A 19,531-nucleotide genomic window follows, 5' to 3' on the forward strand; every position below is an offset into this window, starting at 1 on the left:
CCTGCCGTGTCGGCCCGCGGCGCCGCGCCGTACCCTCGGCCCTCGTGGGGACCGAATCGGGGCGCGGCCCGGAGCGCGGTGCGGGCCACGCCGAGCGCCTGTACGCGCCGTGGTGGCTGTGGCTGGTCGGGCTGGGGATAACGGCGCTGGTCGCCGCCGAGGTGGGGCTGGGCGCGCCGGGGCTGCGCACCTGGGTGCCGTACGTCGTCCTGCTGCCGCTGGCCGCGGTGGGCCTGTGGTGGGTGGGGCGGATCCGGGTCGCCGTCGAGGGCGACGAGTTCAAGGTGGACGACGCCCGGCTGCCGCTGCGGTTCGTCGCGGACGCCATCCCGCTGGACGCCGCCGGCCGGCGCGAACTGCTCGGCGTGCACGCCGACCCGCTGGCCTTCGTGGTTCAGCGCCCCTGGGTGCGGGGCACCGTCCAGGTGGTCCTGAACGACTCCGACGACCCGACCCCCTACTGGGTGATCAGCAGCCGCCGGCCGGAGCGACTGGCGGCCGCCCTGCTCGCCAGGAACGCCACCCACCCGGGCCCGATCGCGGGGCGGTAGCCCACCCGAACGCCGCCGGCGGCGCTCAGCCCGGCCCGATCGGCGGGCGCTGGTGGCGCAGGTCCTCGCGGATCCGATCGCCCATCGCCTTGGTGGCCCGCCGGTTCAGGAAGCCGGCGACGGCGGCGCCGGTCAGCACCGGCCCGAGGGTGGTGAGGTTACGGCCGAAGCGGCGCAGCAGCCGGTCCCCCAGTTCCCTGCGGGCGGCCGTGCTCAGCGCGGCGGAGACGCCCACCCCGGGCATCATCGGGTTCACGCCCCGCTGCTCGGCCCAGGACTGGAGCAGCGACACCGCCCGGTGCGTCGCCGGGCCGCCGATCGGGACCCCGTACACCTCGTGCAGTTCGCCGATGAGCTTCATCTCGATCGCCACCACGGCGACCGTCTCCGCGGCCAGCAGGACCGGCGCGGAGAGCAGGGCCGGCGTGACGACCCACTCGACCGCCGCGATCCCGCCGCCGGCGGCGCCGACCCCCGCCGTGGCGATCGCCGCGTTGCGGATCAGCCGCTCGGCCAACTGCTCGCCGGTCAGCCCGTCGTGGTGGCGGCCGAGGGTGGCCGCGTCCCGGACCGGAATGTACGGCGCCACCTCGCCGACCGCGGTGGCCAGCCAACGGACCGCCAGCCTGGGCCGGAACAGGTCGCCGACGCCGCGGACGCGTACGGCGTCGCTCACCCGGCGGACCAGTTGCCGGCGCCGGGCCGGGTCCACGTCCCCGGCCGCCAGCTCGGCCACGGTCTCGGCGAGTTCCGCCGTGCGCTCCTGCTCCGCGGTCGGCGGCTGCGCGTCCGAAGTGGCCGGTGGCGACGCGGTGCCGGGGTGGTCGTCGGGGCTCATCCGCCACCTCCCGCCCGCGTCGCCGTCCGTTGCCGTCCGTCTCGTGCTGTCTTTGCCCCCCAGTGTGCCCGGCTAATCAGCGCGCCTGAGCGCTCAGGCTGCCCGGCTGATCGGCACGCGGGCATGGTCGAGCCCGGCACGGCACTGTGCCCCGGCCGCCTGGGCTCCCGGTCAGGCGCACTCGCGGCAGATCAGTTCCCCGTTCCGCTCCGTCGCCAGTTGGCTGCGGTGGTGCACGAGGAAGCAGCGCGAGCAGCGGAACTCGTCGGTCTGCATGGGCAGCACCTTGACCGTCAGTTCCTCGTCGGCGAGGTCCGCGCCGGGCAGCTCGAAGCTCTCGGCTACCTCGGCCTCGTCCACGTCCACGCTGCCCGACTGCGAGTCGACCCGGCGGGCCTTGAGCTCTTCAAGGCTGTCCTCGCCGAGGTCGACCTCGTCGCGACGCGGAGCGTCGTAGTCGGTGGCCATCGGTTGTCACTCTCCTGTTTCGATGTATCGCTTCCGGATGTAACGCCCGACGACGTGGGAAGGGTTCCCGCCCGCGCCGTCGTTATATAGGTCCCGCTGTTTACGTCGCCGGTGGCGTGTCCGGTCGCCGCGCCGTTGAGGTACCGCCGGTCCGAAACTGGTCCGGCGAGCGCGGTACCTTACCTTCCCCGTCCGATGCATGTACGCCCACGCCCGGGAACTTGTTCCCAATGTGACTGAGGCGACACCAAGGTAGGCGCACGGCCCGGTTGACCATCGTCGGCGCGCCGGAAACCACCCGATCCGCCACACCGCGAAACCCGGCGACCTGCGACCCGCGCGGCCCCCGCAGGGACTACTCTCGGCGGTCAGAAGCGCCGCGTACCCCTCAGGGAGTGTCCACCGTCATGACTTTCGCCCGCGTCCGAGCCCTGGTCGTGCTGGCCGTGCTGGTGGTCGCCGCCGGGGTCTTCATCGTCGTGGCGCTGGTCCGGGACAGCCAGAGCTCGGTCTCCGTGACCGGTGGCTGCCCGGCCGGCTACGTGCCGGCGAACCTGAAGCTGCCCGAGGCCAAGGACATCAAGATCCGCGTCTTCAACTCCACCGACCGCCCGGGTCTGGCCGCCGAGGTCTCCAACGACTTCAAGAACCGGCAGGTACAGGTGATCAAGGAGGGCAACAGCGGCAAGGCGGTGCCCGGCGTGGTGGTGCTGCGGTACGGGCCGAAGGCGGTCGGGGCGGCGCACGTGATGCGCTCGTTCTTCCTCAACCAGGCGAAGACCGAGTTCAACATCAAGCGTCAGGACGACGTGGTGGACGTCGTGATCGGACCGGACTTCCGCCAGCTCGCCACGCCGACCGAGTTCAACCAGTCGGTCTCGGCGCTGCAGAACCCGGAGCCCCCCAAGGGCACCTGCGACGCCGGCATCCACTAGGTACCGACGCCCGGCGGCGCACCGGCTACGGCCCGGCCGCGGCGTCCAGTTCGACCAGCAGGTCGTGCAGCGGGTCGAACAGGGCCGGTGGGGCCGCCACGACCATGTCCTGCCCGGCGGGCACCCCGGCCAGCCCGGCGACCCGCAGCCCCGCCTCCGCCGCGACCAGCCCGCCCGCGGCGAGGTCCCACGGGTTGAGCCCTCTCTCGTAGTACGCGTCGACCAGCCCCTCGGCGGCCCGGCACAGATCCAGCGAGGCCGCCCCGAACCGCCGGATGTCCCGCACCCGGGGCAGCACGCCGCCGAGCACGGCCGCCTGGTGCGCCCGCCGCGCCGGGTCGTACCCGAAGCCCGTGGCGACCAGCGCCTGCCCCAGGGAGCGCTCCCGGGACCCGGTCAGCCGCCTGCCGCCGCGCCACGCCCCGCCGCCCAGCACCGCCGTCCACTCGTCACCGGTGACGACCTGGTGGACCACGGCGGCGACGACCGTCCCGTCCACCTCCGCGGCCAGCGAAACGGCGTACTCGGGCAGGCCGTACAGGTAGTTCACGGTGCCGTCGATCGGATCCAGGATCCACCGGACGGCGCCCGGCGCCGGCTCGGCGGCCTGCCCGTACTCCTCCCCGAGCAGCGAGTCGCCGGGGCGGGCGGCCAGCAGCGCGGTCCGCACCTGGCGTTCCACCGCCCGGTCGGCCGCCGTCACCACGTCCGTGTCGGTGCTCTTCGTGGCCACCGCCTCCACCGGGCCGGCCCGCATCCCGCGCGCGGTCGCGGCCGCCTCCCGGGCCACCTCGACGGCCAGCGCCAGCAGGTCCCGACAGTCGTCTCCGGTCAACACAGGCCCTCCCGGTCCGTCACTCATCCGGGCCAATCCTCGCAAGGTTTCCAGCGTGGCCGTACCGGCGCCCCGCGAGGGTGACGGGTCCACCCACATCCCTCCGAGCGGGCGCGCGGGCAGCGACACGGGATGATCGGCGCTGACGGCGCTACAATTCACGCCTGCCCCGCGTACCGCGGATCGCCCGCCGAGCCGGCCGGTCCTCGGTGCGAGGGTCCTCAAGACAACCACACCGGCCTCACGTCGCGCCCGCCGCGCTGGCCGGACCGCGTGCCGCTCATCGCCTCCGGAAGGTCGTTCGTGACAGAAGCCCGCCACACCGGCGCCGACGTACGCTCGCTCACCGACACCCTGATCGCCCGGGCCGGTTCGGCGGGCGGGCAGCTCACGTCGGCGGAGGTGGCACACACCGTCGAGGCCGCCGAGGTCACCCCGGCCCAGGCCAAGAAGATCCTGCGTGCGCTGGCCGAGGCCGGCGTCACCGTCGTCGTGGACGGTTCGGCGAGCACCCGCCGCAAGGTGGCCGCCGCCCGCGCCGCCACCCCGGCCTCCAAGGCCACCACCGCGAAGGCCACCGAGGCGGGCGCCCCGCGCAAGGCGGCGGCGAAGAAGGCGCCGGCCGCCCGCGCCGCGGCGGACCCGCCCGCGCCCACCCCGCTGCGCCCGGCCGAGCCGGCCAGTGCGGCCGCGACGCCAGGCACCCCGGCCAAGGGGCCCGCCCGCGCGGCGAAGGCCACCAAGGCCGCCAAGGGCACGAAGGCGACCACCGCCAAGGCCGCCGAGGGTGGCGAGGGGCCGGGCGAGGAGATCGACCCGGAGGAACTGGCCGCCGAGATCGAGGACGTGGTCGTCGACGAGCCCGCCGAGCTGGCCGAGGCGGCCCAGGCGGACGCGGCCCAGGACAGCTCCGACTTCGAGTGGGACGACGAGGAGTCCGAGGCGCTCAAGCAGGCCCGCCGGGACGCGGAGCTGACCGCCTCCGCGGACTCGGTGCGCGCGTACCTCAAGCAGATCGGCAAGGTTCCGCTGCTCAACGCCGAGCAGGAGGTCGAGCTCGCCAAGCGGATCGAGGCCGGGCTGTACGCCGCGGAGCGGCTGCGCGCCGCCGATGAGAGCGACGAGAAGCTGCCCACCCAGCTCAACCGGGACCTGCTGTGGATCTCCCGGGACGGCGAGCGGGCCAAGAACCACCTCCTTGAGGCGAACCTGCGTCTGGTGGTGTCGCTGGCCAAGCGGTACACCGGCCGGGGGATGGCGTTCCTGGACCTGATCCAGGAGGGCAACCTGGGCCTCATCCGGGCGGTGGAGAAGTTCGACTACACCAAGGGCTACAAGTTCTCCACGTACGCCACCTGGTGGATCCGCCAGGCGATCACCCGGGCGATGGCCGACCAGGCGCGCACCATCCGGATCCCGGTGCACATGGTCGAGGTCATCAACAAGCTCGGCCGCATCCAGCGCGAGCTGCTCCAGGATCTCGGGCGCGAGCCCACCCCGGAGGAGTTGGCCAAGGAGATGGACATCACCCCGGAGAAGGTGCTGGAGATCCAGCAGTACGCCCGGGAGCCCATCTCGCTGGACCAGACCATCGGCGACGAGGGGGACAGCCAGCTCGGCGACTTCATCGAGGACTCCGAGGCGGTCGTCGCCGTCGACGCGGTCTCCTTCTCGCTCCTGCAGGACCAGCTCCAGCAGGTGCTCCAGACGCTGTCGGAGCGGGAGGCCGGCGTGGTCCGGCTGCGCTTCGGGCTGACCGACGGCCAGCCACGCACGCTGGACGAGATCGGCCAGGTCTACGGGGTGACCCGCGAGCGGATCCGCCAGATCGAGTCCAAGACGATGTCGAAACTGCGTCACCCGTCGCGCTCGCAGGTGCTCCGAGACTACCTGGACTGACCCGGATGTTCCACTCCTCGTAGGGCCTTTGTCACTCCGCGTGCACTATGGCGCGCATGGGTGATCGTTGTCGCGTTGTGATCCATGGCGTGGCACGTTGGGGACACGGCACACTGTCCGTACCCGTGTGACCCCGGTCCCGCCGGGGCACATTGGGAACGCCGACACCCGCCAAGGTGTTGGAGGATAGGTGAGTAGAACCGAGAGAAGTTCATCGGTGACGACCCGAGGAGGAAGGCGATGACCCCGACCCTCACGCCGCCGCCGGCGACGGTGGCCCAGCCAGCCGCCGATGAACGGTGCGATCGCTGCAACGCCGCGGGCAAGCTGCGGATCGTACTGGCGGGCGGAGGCGAACTGGTGTTCTGCGGACACCACGCCAACAAGTACGCCGAGGACCTGGTGAAGATCACGGTGCAGTTCATCACCGATCCCGAGTTCACCTGGCGCGGCGCGGAAATGATGCCCAACTGATCCACCCCATAACGCGGTAGGTGGGCGCTCGCCGGGTGTGCCGGCGGGCGCCCTTCCCGTACCCGCTACAGCGTCTGGATCGTGGCGATCCGCTCCTCGAGCTGATCGATCGTGGCCTGGGCGCTGGGCGGGCCGCCACACAGCCGGCGCAGCTCCGCGTGGATCTTGCCGTGGGGCAGGTTCGTGCGGTGGTGGTGGGCGTTGACCAGCGCGTTGAGCTGGCGGCGCAGCGCGAGGCGGCGCTCGGCCGCGCTCATCGGGCGCGACTCGGGGCGCGGCGCCGGGACCTGCTCCGCGGCCGGCGCCCGCCGGGAGGCGGCCACCTGCTCGGCCTGGCGCTTGTTCAGCAGCAGGGCCACCTGTTCCGGCGTGAGCAGACCCGGCAGCCCCAGGTACTCCTCCTCCTCCGGCGTACCCGCCTGGACCGGGGTGCCGAACGAGGCGCCGTCGAAGATGACCTGGTCCAGTTCGGCGGTCGCGGACAGCGCCTCGAACCGCTTCTCCAACTCGCCGCTGGCCTGCTCGCTGCGCTGGGCGCGTTCGAGCAGGTCGTCGTCGAGGCCGTCCTTGCGCTTGGGCTCGCCGAGCACGTGGTCCCGCTGGGCCTCCATCTCGCTGGCCAGCCCGAGCAGGTGCGGCACGCTGGGCAGGAACACCGTGGCGGTCTCCCCGCGCCGGCGGGCCCGGACGAAGCGGCCGATCGCCTGGGCGAAGTACAGCGGGGTGGACGCGCTGGTCGCGTAGACGCCGACGGCCAGGCGCGGAATGTCCACGCCCTCGGAGACCATCCGGACGGCGACCAGCCAGCGCTGCTCCGACCCGGAGAACTGGGCGATGCGGGCCGAGGAGCCGGGGTCGTCGGAGAGGACGACGGCCGCCTTCTCGCCGGTGACCCGCTCGATGAGCCGGGCGTAGGCGCGCGCGGCCTGCTGGTCGGTGGCGATGACGAGGCCGCCCGCGTCGGGCATGCCGCCGGCCCGCAGTACCTGGAGCCGGGCGTCCGCGGCCCGGAGCACCTGCGGCATCCACTCGCCGGCCGGGTCGAGCGCGGTGCGCCAGGCCTGGGCGACCAGATCCTGGGTCATCGGCTCGCCGAGGCGGGCGGCCAGTTCGTCGCCGGCACTGGTCCGCCAGCGGGTCTCGCCGGAGTACGCCAGGAAGATGACCGGGCGGACCACGCCGTCGGCGAGCGCGTCCGCGTACCCGTAGGTGGAATCGGCCCGGGAGCGGGGCAGGCCGTCGCCCGCCTTCTCGTAGGTGACGAACGGGATCGGGTTGTCGTCGGAGCGGAACGGCGTACCGGTGAGCATCAGCCGCCGGACGGCGGGCTCGAAGGCGGCCTTCACGCCGTCCCCCCAGGAGCGGGAATCACCGGCGTGGTGGATCTCGTCCAGGATGACCAGGGTGCGCCGGGTCATGGTGCGCCGGCGGTGCACGTGCGGGGCCATGCCGACCTGGGCGTAGGTGACCACGGCACCGTGGAAGTCGGCGGCGGAGTGCAGGTCGGCGTTGCGGAAGGCGCTGTCCAGCTGGATGCCGACCCGGGCCGCGGCGGCCGACCACTGGCTCTTCAGGTGCTCGGTCGGGGCGACCACGGTGACCGCCTCGACCGTGCCGTCGGCGAGCAGTTCGGCGGCGATGCGCAGGGCGAACGTCGTCTTGCCCGCCCCGGGCGTGGCGACCGCGGTGAAGTCCTCGGCCCGGCGGCGCAGGTACTCCACGAGGGCCTTGCGCTGCCAGGCGCGCAGTGGCGGGAAATCGTCCAGCACGGGCGCTGGCAACGCCATCGACGACCGCCCCCCTATCGGTACCCAGTCCACGAAAACGCCCCCGGGCCGCATGGGGCCGTGGAGGCGCGAGATGCAGTTTAGCGGCTCGCGGGCCGGGTTCGCCCGAGACCGGCGGTCGGTGTCGGGGCGGACCACCGCCGCTGCAGCGCCACCACCCGTACCACGAAGATGAGCGCGGCGGCGCCGGCGAGCGCGGCCGGCCCGGTCACGTGCAACCAGCGCAGCCCCACGAGGAGGACGGCGCCGAGCAGGGCGGCGACCGCGTAGATCTCCCGGCGGAGCACCACCGGGATCTCGCCGGTGAGCAGGTCCCGGCCCAGGCCGCCGCCGATGCCGGTGAGCATGCCGAGCACGCAGGCGCCGAACGCCGGCATGCCGGCGGCGAACGCCTTGGCGGTCCCGGTGACGGTAAACAGTGCCAGGCCGGCCGCGTCCAGCACGAGGACCGTGCGGCGCAACCGGTTGACCTGGGGGTGCAGCCAGAAGGTGGCGAGCGCCACGGCGACGGCGACGGCCGCGTACCGCCAGTCGGCGAACGCCAGGGGCGGTACGCCGATCACCAGGTCGCGCAGGATGCCGCCGCCGAGCGCCGCGACGAAGCCGACGAAGACGACGCCGAACAGGTCCAGCCGCTTGACCACGGCGGCCGTGGCGCCGGAGGCGGCGAACACCGCCACGCCGATCAGGTCGGCGACGAGCAGGGGCGTCACTCCTTGAACGACTCGTAGATCTCCCGGCACTCGGGGCAGACCGGGAACCGGTTCGGGTCCCGGGTGGGCACCCAGACCTTGCCGCACAGTGCCCGCACGGGCGTGCCCATCACCATCGCCTCGGTCAGCTTGTCCTTCTCCGTGTAGTGCGAGAAGCGCTCGTGGTCGCCCTCATCGGTGGGGCGCAGATCCGGGCGCTCCTCGATGATCGTGTCGGAATCGGATGTGATCGGACTGGTCATCCGTACAGTCTCGCAGGTCGCGCCACCGTCGCACAGCGCGCCCGCCCGGCGCCGGCGGCCGCCCGAGCGGCACCCGGACCACCCGCCCGGCTACCGTGAAGATCGTGACCGACTTTCACCTGCGGTACGGGGCGGAGGTCGCCGAGGCGCTGCGCGCCGGGCGGCCCGTGGTGGCCCTGGAGAGCACGATCATCTCGCACGGCCTGCCCCGCCCGGACAACCTGCGGGTGGCGCGGCAGATCGAGCAGACCGTCCGGGACGCCGGCGCGGTGCCGGCGACGATCGGCATGGTCGCCGGCGACCTGGTCGTGGGCCTGAGCGACGCGGAGGTGGAGCGCCTGGCCGGGCGGGACGGCGTGGCCAAGCTCTCCGTCCGGGACCTGGCCGTGGCGGCCGCCGCCGGCGCGGACGGCGCCACCACCGTCGCGGCGACCAGCGCCATCGCGGCCAGCGCCGGCATCAAGGTGTTCGCCACCGGCGGGCTGGGCGGCGTGCACCGCGAGGCGAGCCGCACGTTCGACGAGTCCGCCGACCTGATCACCCTGGCCCGCACCCCGATCGCGGTGGTCTGCGCCGGGGTGAAGTCGATCCTCGACGTGGGCGCGACCCTGGAGCGGTTGGAGACGCTCGGCGTCGGCGTGGTCGGCTACCGCACCCACCGCTTCCCCGGCTTCTTCATCACCGACGCCGGCTTCACCCTCGACTGGTCGGTCGACTCCCCCGAGCACGCCGCCACCGTGCTGCGCGCCCAGCGCGAGCAGGGCACCCACCACGGCGCGCTGATCATCGCCAACCCGCTGCCCGAGGACGAGCAACTGGACCGGGCGCTGCACGACCGGGTCCTCGCGGAGGGGCTGGCCATGGCGGAACGCGACGGCGTGGCCGGCAAGGCCGTGACGCCGTTCCTGCTGGCGCACTTCCACTCCGCGACCCAGGGACGCAGCCTCACCGTGAACGTGCGAATCATCCTGCGCAACGCCGACCTGGCGGCCCGGGTCGCGGTAGCGTCCGCGGCATGAACCGGCGGGTGGTGGTCGTCGGCGACCTGGTCACCGACGTGCTGGCCGCCCCGGCCGGGCCGGTCGCCCCGGGCACCGACACCCCCGCACACATCCGGGTCACCGGGGGTGGCCAGGCGGCCAACACGGCGGTCTGGCTGGCGGCGGCCGGCACACCGGTCACCCTGGTCGCCGTGGTCGGTGATGACACCGCCGGCCGCACCCGCCGCGCCGAACTGGCCGACGCGGGCGTGGACCGCGCCGTGCGCGCCTGCGCCGAGCGGCCCACCGGCACGATCGTGGTCCTCGCCGGCGGCGGCGACCGCACCATGCTCAGCGACCGGGGCGCGACCCTCTCGCTCACCTCGGCCGACATCGACGCCGGCCTCACCCCGGACGCCGGCCACCTGCACCTGTCCGGGTACCCCGTGTTCGCGCCGGAGACCTACGAGGCCGCCCGCCACGCGCTCGCGGCGGCCCACCGGCAGGGCATGACGACCAGCGTCGACGCGGCGTCCGCGGCCCCGCTCCGGCAGTTCGGCGCGGCGGCCTTCCTGGACTGCGTACGGGGGGTGGACCTGCTCCTGGCCAATGAGGACGAGGCGGAGACCCTCACCGGATCGGCGGACCCGGCGGTGGCCGGCCGGCGGCTGGCCGAAACGGTCGGCGTCGCCGTCGTGAAACTCGGCCGGGACGGCGCCCTGTGGTGCGGCCGCGACGGCACGCTGCTGCGCGTACCGGCCGAGGCGGTCGACCCGGTGGACGCGACCGGCGCCGGTGACGCGTTCGCCGCCGGCCTGCTCGCCTGCTGGACCGCCGGCGGCGACCCGACCGCCGCGCTGCGCGCCGGTGCCCACTTCGGCGCCCGGGCGGTGACCAGCCTGGGCGCCCGCCCCGCGGACCCGTCTAGTCCGGGTCGATGACCCGGGGCGGCGTCTCCGCCGGCAGCACCCGGGGAGTTGGCTCCTTGCTCCGCTGGCGGTGCAGCTTGGTCGCCAGCCGGTGCTCTTGCTTGGGCGGGCCGTCGTTGGCGATCAGGACCGCCGCCCACGGCAGGAACACCATGCCGACGGCGCAGAGCGACAGCCACACCCCGAGCAGCGGCGGGCGCAGCCCGATGAGCACCGCGCCCAGAACGAGGCAGCCCGCCCGGACCGACATCATCGTCACGTACCGCCGCTGGCGGCTGCGCAACTGATCCTGCTGGCTGGGCGGTGCGTCCGTGATGACGGTCGGCCGCGGCCCGGGGCGCTTCACCCGTTCATCCTGCCACGCTCCGCGGGCCGCACCACCCGTACCCGCGTTGGTCCTTCGCGGGTGCGGTACTGCTCCGGCGTCAGCCCTTCGCGGCCTTCGCCTCCGCCTTCACCCGCTTCTTGTACGCGCGCACCCGGGCCAGCGACTCGTCGTCGACGATGTCCGCGACCGACCGGTACGAGTCCTGCTCGCCGTACCCGCCGGCCGCCTCGCGCCAGCCGGGCGGCCGCACGCCGTACTGCTTGCCGAGCAGGGCGACGAGTATCTGCGCCTTCTGCTTGCCGAAGCCCGGCAGCGCGAAGATCCTCTTGTACAGGTCGGCGCCGTCGGCCACGCCGGTCCAGAGGGCGGCGGCGTCCCCGCCGTACTGGTCGACCAGCACCCGGCACACCTCCTGCACGCGCGCCGCCATCGCCTTCGGGAAGCGGTGCAGCGCGGGCGGCTTCGCGAAGACGGCGATGAGCTCGTCCGGGTCGAAGGTCGCCAACTCGGTCGCGGTCGGCGCGTGCCCGAGGCGTTGCGCCAGCACCCACGGCGACGTGAACGCCTTCTCCATGGTGATTTGTTGATCAAGAGTCAGGCCGATCACCACCGCCAGCGGGTCGCGGTCGAGCAGCGCGTTGGCCTCGGCGTCGATGGGCAGCGAGAACGTCATGCGGCCATCTTGCTACCTGCCCGAGGGCCGGAGAACCGGGCCGGGCGAAAGCGTCTCCCCGGTGTGCGACTTTCCAGCTTCCGACCGGCCTGGGCGGGGCGGCCGGACCGGCACCCGGCAGGATGGGGCCGTGACGGACGCTCTGTTGGACCAGGCCGGAATCGCCCGGCTGCGCGAGGCGCTGGGCGGCGCCGGGTACACGGTGAACGGGATCGTGGGGCGGATCGGGCCCGCGGCGAGCGCGGCGGCCGGGCGGAACGACTTCCGCGCCGCGCTGCGGGAGACCGCGGAGCGGGACCCGCTGGGCACCCTGATCCGCCTGTTCGTCTGCGGCCAGACCGAGCCGGAGGAGGCGGTCGCGCGCGCTCTCGCGCCGCTGCCCCTGGCGGACGCGCTGGCCGCCGGCCTGGTGGAACGGGAGGGCACCGGGCTGCGGCAGGGCGTGGACCTCGAGCCGTACGGCGACGACTGGTGGGTCCTGTCCGACGTGCCGGCGCTCGCCCGCCCCGGGCGTCCCCTACCGGCGGACCACGTGCTCGGCGTGGGCGGCGCATCCACCACGCTCGCCGAGGCCGCGATCCGGCGGCCGGTGGCGACGGCGCTCGACCTCGGTACCGGCTGCGGGATCCAGGCGCTGCACCTGTCCCGGCACGCCGGATCGGTGACCGCCACGGACCTGAGCGTCCGGGCGCTGCGGTTCGCCGCCACCACCGCCGCGCTGAACGGGCTGGCGTGGGAACTGCTCCAGGGCGACCTGGTGGCTCCCGTCGCCGGACGCCGGTTCGACCTGGTGGTGAGCAATCCACCGTTCGTGGTCGGCCCCGGGGTCGCCACGCACACGTACCGCGACTCGGGGCGCCCGGGCGACGCGGTCTGCGCCGAACTGGCCGCCGCCGCGCCGGGACTGCTCACCGAGGGCGGCACCATGCAGTACCTGGCGAACTGGGTGCACGTGGCCGGCGAGGACTGGGGCGACCGGGTGGCCGGCTGGTTCGCCGGCACCGACCTGGACGCCTGGGTGATCCAGCGCGAGGTGGCCGACCCGGTGGCCTACGTGCAGCTGTGGCTGGGCGACGCATCGGAGGAGGCGAACCCGCAGCGGGCCGCCGCCTGGCTGGACTGGTTCGACGCACACAAGATCGAATCGGTCGGCTTCGGGCTGGTCAGCCTGCGCCGGGGCGGCCACGAGGACCCGATCGTCCGGGTGGAGGACCTCCGCCAGACGGTCGAGGGCGACCTGGGCCCGCACGTCGCCGCCTGGTTCGACCGGCAGGACTGGCTGCTGCCCCGGGACGCCGACGCGATCCTGGCCGCCCGCTACCGGGCGGCGGAGGGGTTGCAGCTCACCCAGGAGGCGAGCATGGGCCCCGAGGGCTGGGCCGTGGACCGGCAGATCCTCGTCCAGCGGTACGGGCTGCGCTGGTCGGAGGAGATCGACCCGCTGGTCCTGGCGCTGGTCGGCGGCTGCGACGGCTCGGTACCGCTGCGGGAGCAACTGGCGGTGCTGGCGGTCGCCCACGACGCGGAGGAGGCGGCGCTGGCCGAGGTCGCCGCCCCGATCGTGGCCCACCTCGTGGAGCGCGGCGTCGTCCTGCCAACGGAGGCCCCGTGAACGCCCGCAGCGCGCCGACCGGCGACCGCGCAGGAAGCACCGCAGTCGCGAACGAAAGGCGGGCACCGTGAGGGCGGTCGTGCAGACCGTGGGCAGGGCCAGCGTGACGGTCGACGGCGAGGTCGTCGGGGCGATCGAGAACGGGCTGCTGGTCCTGCTCGGGGTCACGCACGGCGACACCGCGCAGATCGCCGACCAGGTCGCCCGCAAGGTGTGGGAACTGCGCATCCTGGACGACGAGAAGTCCGCCTCGGACACCGGTGCGCCGATCCTGGTGGTGAGCCAGTTCACCCTGTACGGGGACGCGCGCAAGGGCCGCCGCCCGACGTGGAACGCGGCGGCGCCGGCCGAGGTGGCCGAGCCGATGGTCCGGGCGTTCTGCGCGGCGCTGCGGCAGCGGGGCGCGACGGTGGAAACCGGGCGCTTCCGGGCGCACATGCTCGTCGAGAGCGTGAACGTCGGGCCCCGGACCATCCTGCTGGAGTACTGAGCCCCTCCGGGCGGACGGGTCGGCAGACCCGCCGGCGATGCCACAACGGCCCTACCGGATTCGTGCCACCCCTGCGCCGCCTCACCTCCGTCTCACGCGCCACCCGCCAAGCTTTTGCCTACCGGTACGACACCGGTCACCCAAGCGGGGAAGCGAGGCACGAAGTGGACGCGCAGATTACCGAGATCGAGTCCTACCCCGATCTGGACGCGACCGACGAGCGGGGCGCGTCCGCCGACCTGGTGCGCACCTATCTCAACGGGATCGGCAAGACCAAGCTGCTGACCGCCGAGGGGGAGGTACGGCTGGCCAAGGCCATCGAGGCGGGGCTGTACGCCGAGGAGCTGCTGAGCTCGGGCGCGCCGGTGGCCGAGGGGCTGCGTACCGACCTGGAGACGGTGGTGCGCGAGGGCGGGGCCGCCAAGAACCACCTGCTTGAGGCGAACCTGCGGCTGGTGGTGAGCATCGCCAAGCGGTACACCGGCCGGGGGATGGCGTTCCTGGACCTGATCCAGGAGGGCAACGTGGGCCTCATCCGGGCGGTGGAGAAGTTCGACTACACCAAGGGGTACAAGTTCTCGACCTACGCCACCTGGTGGATCCGGCAGGCGATCAGCCGGGCCATGGCGGACCAGTCCCGGACGATCCGCATCCCGGTGCACATGGTCGAGCAGGTGAACCGGATGGTCCGCGCCCGCCGGGATCTGTCCGTGACGCTGGGCCGCGAGCCCCGGGTGGACGAGGTGGCGGCCGCGATGGGCGTCCCCGAGTACCAGGTCATCGAGTTGCTCTCCTACGACCGCGAGCCGGTCAGTCTGGACCAGGCGGTGGGCGAGGACGGCGAGAGCGCGCTCGGTGACTTCGTCGCGGCGGTGGACCCGTCCGCCGAGCCGGCCGACACGGTCGCCACCGGCCAGTTGCGCACCGAGGTGGAGATCGTGCTGGCCACGCTGTCCACGAAGGAGCAGGCGGTGATCCGGCTGCGGTTCGGGCTGGACGACGGCCGGCAGCGCACCCTGGACGAGGTCGGCAAGGAGTTCGGCCTCAGCCGGGAGCGGATCCGGCAGATCGAGAAGACGACGCTGCTGAAGCTGCGGCACCCGTCGCGCGCCCAGCGGCTGGAGGCGTACGCCTGCTAGTGGGATGTCGAGGGGCCGGCCGACCGGGGGGCGGCCGGCCCCTCCGCACGCCCGCACTCCGTTCGTCGCACCGCGCGTGCCCTCGCCTCTCGGTCGGGCCGGGCCACGGTGCGCCCTCACGACTCCGCCGCGAGCATGAGCGCTCGGCGGCTGCGGCGCCTGACTCGCTAGCGCAGGCGGCGCGGACCCGTGTCCGGGCGCGGGACACCGGCCGGACCGATGTGGGCAGCCGCGTGCAGGACGGAGAGACCGTCCGGGCGGGCCAGCACCGGGTTGAGCGTGAGCGCGTGCACCTGCGGCTGGTCGTCGACCAGGCGACCGACGCGCAGCAGCAGGTCGGCGAGGGCGTCCCGGCTGACCGCCGGGGTGCCCCGGTAGCCGGTGAGCAGCGGGGCGGCCTTGGGGGCGTCCAGCAGGGCGTGGGCGTCCCGGTCGGTCAGCGGGGCCGGATGCCAGGCGCGGTCGCCGAGCAGTTCGATCGCCAGGCCGCCGAGCCCGAAGCCGACGATGGGACCGAACACCGGGTCCTCGGTGGCCTCGATCACGCAGGCCACGCCCGGCGGGACCATCCGCTGGACCAGGACCTCCAGGCCGAACGGCGCGGCGACCTCCCGGTACGCGCGGCGGACGGCACCGGCGTCGGCCAGGTTCAGGCGGACCGCGCCGAGGTCCAGGCGGTGGCGCAGGGCGGCGCCGGCGGCCTTGAGCGCCACCGGGTAGCCGACCTGCCCGGCGGCCGCCACGGCGGCGTCGGCGGAATCGGCGGTCAGGCTGGGTGCCACCTCGATGCCGTACGCGGCGAGCAGGCCCTCCACGTCGCCGCCGACCAGGGCGCGCCCGGCCGCCATATCGTCCACTTCGGACAGGGCCGGGAGCGTACCCGCCGGCTGCCGGCGCCACTGCGCGTACCTGGCGACCGCCGCCAGGGCGCGCACCGCCTCCTCCACCGACGGGTACGCCGGCACCCCGGGCGGCGGCGAGCCCGCCAGGAAGGTGGCGACCATCGGTTTGTCGCCCTGCGCGGGCAGCACCGGCAGGTCGGCCGCGCCGGGCAGCGGCGGGGCGAAGACGACCACGAGCGCGTCCACGCCGTCGTCGGTGGCGGCGACGCGCAGGGCGGCGGCGTACTCGTCGCCCGTGCACTGCGGCGGGAGATCCACCGGGTACCCCTCGGCCAGGACCAGCCCGTCGGCGCGGACCGCGGCGGCGGCGAGCCGGCCCAGGGCGGAGGAGTTGGTCACCACCGCGACCCGGCGCCCGGCGGGCAGCGGTTGCCGGGCGACCAGCACGCCGACGTCGAACAGTTCGGCGACGGTCTCCACCCGGATCACCCCGGAGCGGGCGAACAGCGCGGTGACGGCGGGCGGGTCCAGCGGCGTCCCGGCGGGGCGGGCGGTGGAGGCGACCGCCACGACGGGCTTCGTACGACCGATCCGGCGCGCGAGCCGGGCGAACTTGCGCGGGTTACCGAACGTCTCCAGGTACAGCAGGATGGCGTCCGTGGCCGGGTCGTCCTGCCAGAACTGGAGCAGGTCGTTGCCGGAGACGTCGGCGCGGTTGCCGGCGCTGACGAAGGTGGAGAGCCCCAATCCCCGGCGCTCGGCCTCGGCGAGCAGCGCGACCCCGAGCGCCCCGGACTGGCTGAAGAAGCCCACGCGGCCCGGCGCGGGCAGGCGCGGCGCGAGCGTGGCGTTGAGCCGCACCGCCGGGTCGGTGTTGGCCACCCCGAGGCAGTTCGGGCCGACGACCCGCATCCCGGCGACGTGGGCGGTGCGGACGACATCCTCCTGCGCCCGCGCGCCGGCCGGGCCGGTCTCTTCGAAACCCGCCGAGACGACCACCAGGGCGTGCACGCCGGCCGCGGCGGCGTCGTCGACGACCTCCCGCACCGACTCCGGCGGCACCGCCACCACGGCCATGTCCACATCGGACGCCTCGGTGGCCGACCGGTACGCGGGCAGCCCGCCGACCGCCTCCGCCGACGGGTGGATGGGGTGGACCGGTCCGGTGAAGCCACCCTCGGTCAGGTTGCGCAGCAGCGCCGCGCCGACGCCCCGGCCGGACACGCTGGCGCCGTAGACGGCCACGGCGCGCGGGGCGAGCAGGCGGGCGATCGAGCGGGCCTCGGCGTTCTGCTCGCGGCGCCAGATGACCTGCTGCGAGCGCTCCGTGGGTGCGGTCGGGAAGCTCAGGTGCACCACGCCGTCCGCGTACCGGCGCTGCACCTCGTACCCGGCGTCGGCGAAGACCCGCAGCATGGCGCCGTTGGCGGGCAGCACCTCCGCCACGAAGCGCCGGATGCCGGCCTCGGCGCCGGCCGCCGCCAGGTGCTCCAGCAGCACCGAGCCCACGCCCCGGCCCTGGTGCGCGTCCTCCACCACGAACGCCACCTCGGCGTCCTCCGACCCGGGGCCGAGCCGCTCGTACCGGCCGACCGCGATCAGCCGGTCACCGAGGGCGACCACGAACGCCTCCCGGTCGCGGTGGTCGACGGTGACGAAGCGTTCCAGGTCCCGCTCCGGGATCCGGGGGTACGGCGAGAAGTAGCGCAGGTACCGGGTGCGCTCGGAGAAGCGGCCGTGCATGGCCACGATGGCCGGGGCGTCCTCCGGGCGGATCGGTCGCAGGTGGACCGTCGCCCCGTCGGAGAGCAGCACGTCGGCGGAGCGGTCCACGCCCGTCAGTCCCGGGGGTCGTGCGGGTCGAGGCCGTGCAGCGGGAACACCGCTTTGCGGGTGGCGAGGACCGCCCGGTCCACGGCGTCCATCTCGCCGTCGGGCTGCCAGGGCCGGTACTGCGCCGAGGCGCCGTCGGTCATCCGCGGCGGAACCTCGCGGCCGGGGCGACGCGCACGGGCCAGTTCCCGCCACGCTGGCGGGGTGGGCGTGGCCGGGTCGATCGGGTCGCCGGTGACCGTGGCGAGCAGGTGCGTCCACGCCCGGGGCACCACCTCCACCAGCGCGTACCCGCCGCCGCCGGTCGCGATCCAACGGCCGTCGCAGACCTCCTCCGCCAGGTCCCGCAGGGCCAGGTAGGCGGCGCGCTGGCCGTCCACGGTCAGGCGCAGGTCGGCGAGCGGGTCCAGGTGGTGCGCGTCGGCGCCGCACTGGGTGAACAGCACCTGCGGCCGGAACGCGCGCACCACCGACGGCACCACGGCGTGGAACGCCCGCAGCCAGCCGGCGTCCCCGGTGCCGGGCGGCAGCGGGAGGTTCACCGCCGTACCCTCGGCACCGGGTGCGCCCACCTCGTCGGGGAAGCCGGTGCCGGGGAACAGCACCAGCGGCGTCTCGTGCACGCTGACCGTCAGCACCCGCGAGTCCGCGGCGAACACCTCCTGGACCCCGTCGCCGTGGTGCACGTCGATATCCACGTACGCGATCCGTTCGGCGCCGAGGTCCAGCAGGCGGGCGATGGCGATGGCGGGATCGTTGTACACGCAGAAGCCGGAGGCCCGCGCGGGCATGGCGTGGTGCAGCCCGCCCGCGACGCTGACCCCGCGCCACGTCCGGCCCCGCCACACCGCCTCGGCGGCGGCGACCGTGGCACCCACGATCCGCGCGCTAGCCTCGTGCATGCCGTCGAACGCCGGGTTGTCGGGGGTGTTGAGGCCCCAGCCGGTGAAGAACGGATCGTCCGGTGCGGCCTTCACCGCCGCCAGGTAGTCCGGCCGGTGGACCCGCGTCAGCAACTCCTCACCGGCCGGCTCGGGGCGCACGAGGCGCACGCCGGGGCGGTCCAGGACGCCCAGTTCGTGGGCGAGCGCGATGGTCAGCTCCACCCGCACCGGGTCCAGCGGGTGCTCACCCATGTCGTACGCGAGCAGCGCCTCGTCCCAGACGACGGTCGTGGTCACGGGGTGGCTCCGGTGGCGACCGGCCGGCCCGGATCCGTGATCCAGCCGCTCCAGGAACCCACGTACAGCGCGGCGTCGGTCCGGCCGGCGCGGTGCAGTTCGAGGACGGCACGGGCGGCGGTGATGCCCGACCCGCAGTACGCGCCGAGCCGCTGCCCCTCGTACGCCGGGATGGGCGTGCCGGCGGGCACGTTCACCGCGCCCGGGATGTGCCCGGCAACCGGGTCGATCGGCTCCGCCTCGCCCCGGTACCGCTCCGGCGTGCGCACGTCCACCAGCACACCGGTGCGGGCGAGGTCGGCCGCGCCCTCGGCGTCCAGAACCGGAAGGTGGCCGGGGCGGACGGTGAAGTCCCCGCGCTCCGGGCGGACCTCCTCGGTACTGACCGGCATACCCGCGGCCACCCACGCCGGGTACCCGCCCTCCAGCACCCGAACCTCGGGGTGGCCCGCCCAGCGCAGGGTCCACCAGGCACGGGCGGCGGCGAGCAGGTCACCGCCGTCGTAGACGAGCACCGGCCGGTCGCCCTGGACGCCCGCCGCGCGCAGCGCCTCCGCCAGGCGCCCCGGCTCCGGAAGCGGGTGCCGGCCGCCCTCGCCCGGCGGGCCGCACAGCTCCTCGTTCAGCTCCAGGAAGACCGCGCCGGGAAGGTGCCCCGCGGCGTACTCTGGGCGGGCCGAGGGGCCGCCCAGCCGCCACCGGACGTCCAGCACGGTCGTTTCCTCGACAGCCGCCTCCGCGACGCGCGTCACCGGGTCCACGGAACCCAGTCAACACCATTC

The 19,531-nt window shown here is 74.3% G+C and carries 20 protein-coding genes; 9 read left to right on the forward strand and 11 right to left on the reverse strand.

Features of this window, described 5'->3' with window-relative positions; translation table 11 throughout:
* Window positions 1–44: 44 nt before the first annotated feature.
* On the forward strand, window positions 45–551 hold the full coding sequence (locus tag KJS59_RS04075; RefSeq protein ID WP_249713848.1) for a DUF3093 domain-containing protein: 507 nt from the start codon (window positions 45–47) through the stop codon (window positions 549–551).
* Window positions 552–576: 25 nt separating this feature from the next.
* Here KJS59_RS04075 and KJS59_RS04080 read toward each other — a convergent pair whose 3' ends face one another.
* Together KJS59_RS04080 and KJS59_RS04085 are read right to left on the reverse strand one after the other, a co-directional pair.
* The gene (locus KJS59_RS04080) at window positions 577–1,389 is read right to left on the reverse strand and encodes a hypothetical protein (RefSeq protein ID WP_249713849.1); all 813 of its coding nucleotides are present in this window, start codon (window positions 1,387–1,389) and stop codon (window positions 577–579) included.
* Between the two features lie 171 nt (window positions 1,390–1,560).
* Entirely contained in the window at window positions 1,561–1,857 is a 297-nt protein-coding gene (locus KJS59_RS04085) for a DUF4193 domain-containing protein (RefSeq protein ID WP_213450926.1), read from the reverse strand.
* 407 nt (window positions 1,858–2,264) lie between these two features.
* Here KJS59_RS04085 and KJS59_RS04090 point away from each other — a divergent pair, with 407 nt between their 5' ends.
* Complete coding sequence (locus KJS59_RS04090) at window positions 2,265–2,792, forward strand: LytR C-terminal domain-containing protein (RefSeq protein WP_213450927.1); 528 nt, start codon at window positions 2,265–2,267, stop codon at window positions 2,790–2,792.
* A gap of 25 nt (window positions 2,793–2,817) precedes the next feature.
* Here the strand turns inward: KJS59_RS04090 and KJS59_RS04095 are convergent, their stop codons facing one another.
* Window positions 2,818–3,627, reverse strand: a complete 810-nt coding sequence (locus tag KJS59_RS04095; protein WP_249713850.1) for an inositol monophosphatase family protein — start codon at window positions 3,625–3,627, stop codon at window positions 2,818–2,820.
* A 303-nt stretch (window positions 3,628–3,930) separates the two neighbouring features.
* Here KJS59_RS04095 and KJS59_RS04100 point away from each other — a divergent pair, with 303 nt between their 5' ends.
* Window positions 3,931–5,526, forward strand: a complete 1,596-nt coding sequence (locus KJS59_RS04100; protein WP_213450929.1) for an RNA polymerase sigma factor — start codon at window positions 3,931–3,933, stop codon at window positions 5,524–5,526.
* 240 nt (window positions 5,527–5,766) lie between these two features.
* On the forward strand, window positions 5,767–6,000 hold the full coding sequence (locus KJS59_RS04105; RefSeq protein ID WP_213450930.1) for a DUF7455 domain-containing protein: 234 nt from the start codon (window positions 5,767–5,769) through the stop codon (window positions 5,998–6,000).
* A 65-nt stretch (window positions 6,001–6,065) separates the two neighbouring features.
* Here the strand turns inward: KJS59_RS04105 and KJS59_RS04110 are convergent, their stop codons facing one another.
* The 3 genes from KJS59_RS04110 to KJS59_RS04120 form a co-directional block, all read right to left on the reverse strand.
* Window positions 6,066–7,787 (reverse strand): DEAD/DEAH box helicase, encoded by a 1,722-nt coding sequence (locus KJS59_RS04110; protein ID WP_213450931.1) that lies wholly within the window; start codon window positions 7,785–7,787, stop codon window positions 6,066–6,068.
* An 80-nt stretch (window positions 7,788–7,867) separates the two neighbouring features.
* Window positions 7,868–8,500 carry a trimeric intracellular cation channel family protein gene (locus KJS59_RS04115; RefSeq protein WP_249713851.1) on the reverse strand — a complete coding sequence of 211 codons (633 nt, stop codon included), beginning with the start codon at window positions 8,498–8,500 and terminating at the stop codon, window positions 7,868–7,870.
* Window positions 8,497–8,742: a DUF3039 domain-containing protein gene (locus tag KJS59_RS04120; protein WP_213450933.1), complete on the reverse strand. Its 246-nt coding sequence runs from the start codon at window positions 8,740–8,742 to the stop codon at window positions 8,497–8,499. Before KJS59_RS04120 ends, KJS59_RS04115 begins: the two co-directional genes overlap by 4 nt.
* Before the next feature lie 104 nt (window positions 8,743–8,846).
* Here KJS59_RS04120 and KJS59_RS04125 point away from each other — a divergent pair, with 104 nt between their 5' ends.
* Together KJS59_RS04125 and KJS59_RS04130 are read left to right on the forward strand one after the other, a co-directional pair.
* A complete protein-coding gene (locus tag KJS59_RS04125) occupies window positions 8,847–9,761 on the forward strand; it encodes a pseudouridine-5'-phosphate glycosidase (protein WP_213450934.1) in 915 nt (304 codons plus the stop codon).
* Window positions 9,758–10,663 (forward strand): carbohydrate kinase family protein, encoded by a 906-nt coding sequence (locus tag KJS59_RS04130; protein WP_213450935.1) that lies wholly within the window; start codon window positions 9,758–9,760, stop codon window positions 10,661–10,663. The genes KJS59_RS04125 and KJS59_RS04130 overlap by 4 nt, the downstream gene beginning before the upstream one ends.
* Here KJS59_RS04130 and KJS59_RS04135 read toward each other — a convergent pair.
* Window positions 10,647–10,997 (reverse strand): DUF3099 domain-containing protein, encoded by a 351-nt coding sequence (locus KJS59_RS04135; RefSeq protein ID WP_213450936.1) that lies wholly within the window; start codon window positions 10,995–10,997, stop codon window positions 10,647–10,649. The two genes, KJS59_RS04130 and KJS59_RS04135, sit on opposite strands and share 17 nt — an antisense overlap.
* Window positions 10,998–11,076: 79 nt before the next feature.
* The gene (locus tag KJS59_RS04140; RefSeq protein ID WP_213450937.1) at window positions 11,077–11,652 is read right to left on the reverse strand and encodes an HhH-GPD-type base excision DNA repair protein; all 576 of its coding nucleotides are present in this window, start codon (window positions 11,650–11,652) and stop codon (window positions 11,077–11,079) included.
* 130 nt (window positions 11,653–11,782) lie between these two features.
* On the opposite strand from KJS59_RS04140, the gene KJS59_RS04145 reads away from it, so the two are divergent.
* The 3 genes from KJS59_RS04145 to sigB all read left to right on the forward strand — a co-directional run bounded on the left by KJS59_RS04145 (window position 11,783) and on the right by sigB (window position 14,893).
* Window positions 11,783–13,264 carry a DUF7782 domain-containing protein gene (locus KJS59_RS04145; protein ID WP_249713852.1) on the forward strand — a complete coding sequence of 494 codons (1,482 nt, stop codon included), beginning with the start codon at window positions 11,783–11,785 and terminating at the stop codon, window positions 13,262–13,264.
* 67 nt (window positions 13,265–13,331) lie between these two features.
* Window positions 13,332–13,754: a D-aminoacyl-tRNA deacylase gene (gene dtd / locus KJS59_RS04150; RefSeq protein ID WP_213450939.1), complete on the forward strand. Its 423-nt coding sequence runs from the start codon at window positions 13,332–13,334 to the stop codon at window positions 13,752–13,754.
* 164 nt (window positions 13,755–13,918) lie between these two features.
* Window positions 13,919–14,893, forward strand: a complete 975-nt coding sequence (sigB, locus tag KJS59_RS04155; RefSeq protein WP_213450940.1) for an RNA polymerase sigma factor SigB — start codon at window positions 13,919–13,921, stop codon at window positions 14,891–14,893.
* A 167-nt stretch (window positions 14,894–15,060) separates the two neighbouring features.
* On the opposite strand, the gene KJS59_RS04160 is transcribed toward sigB, so the two are convergent.
* The 3 genes from KJS59_RS04160 to KJS59_RS04170 are packed head-to-tail and all read right to left on the reverse strand — an operon-like array spanning window position 15,061 to window position 19,501.
* Window positions 15,061–17,577 (reverse strand): bifunctional acetate--CoA ligase family protein/GNAT family N-acetyltransferase, encoded by a 2,517-nt coding sequence (locus KJS59_RS04160; protein WP_213451038.1) that lies wholly within the window; start codon window positions 17,575–17,577, stop codon window positions 15,061–15,063.
* Window positions 17,574–18,704: an acetoin utilization protein AcuC gene (locus tag KJS59_RS04165; protein ID WP_213451039.1), complete on the reverse strand. Its 1,131-nt coding sequence runs from the start codon at window positions 18,702–18,704 to the stop codon at window positions 17,574–17,576. Before KJS59_RS04165 ends, KJS59_RS04160 begins: the two co-directional genes overlap by 4 nt.
* 41 nt (window positions 18,705–18,745) lie before the next feature.
* Window positions 18,746–19,501: a sulfurtransferase gene (locus tag KJS59_RS04170; RefSeq protein WP_249713853.1), complete on the reverse strand. Its 756-nt coding sequence runs from the start codon at window positions 19,499–19,501 to the stop codon at window positions 18,746–18,748.
* Window positions 19,502–19,531 lie beyond the last annotated feature (30 nt).

The organism is Rhizomonospora bruguierae (genome assembly GCF_018397995.1).
In the GTDB taxonomy this organism is placed as follows: Bacteria; Actinomycetota; Actinomycetes; order Mycobacteriales; family Micromonosporaceae; genus Rhizomonospora; species Rhizomonospora bruguierae.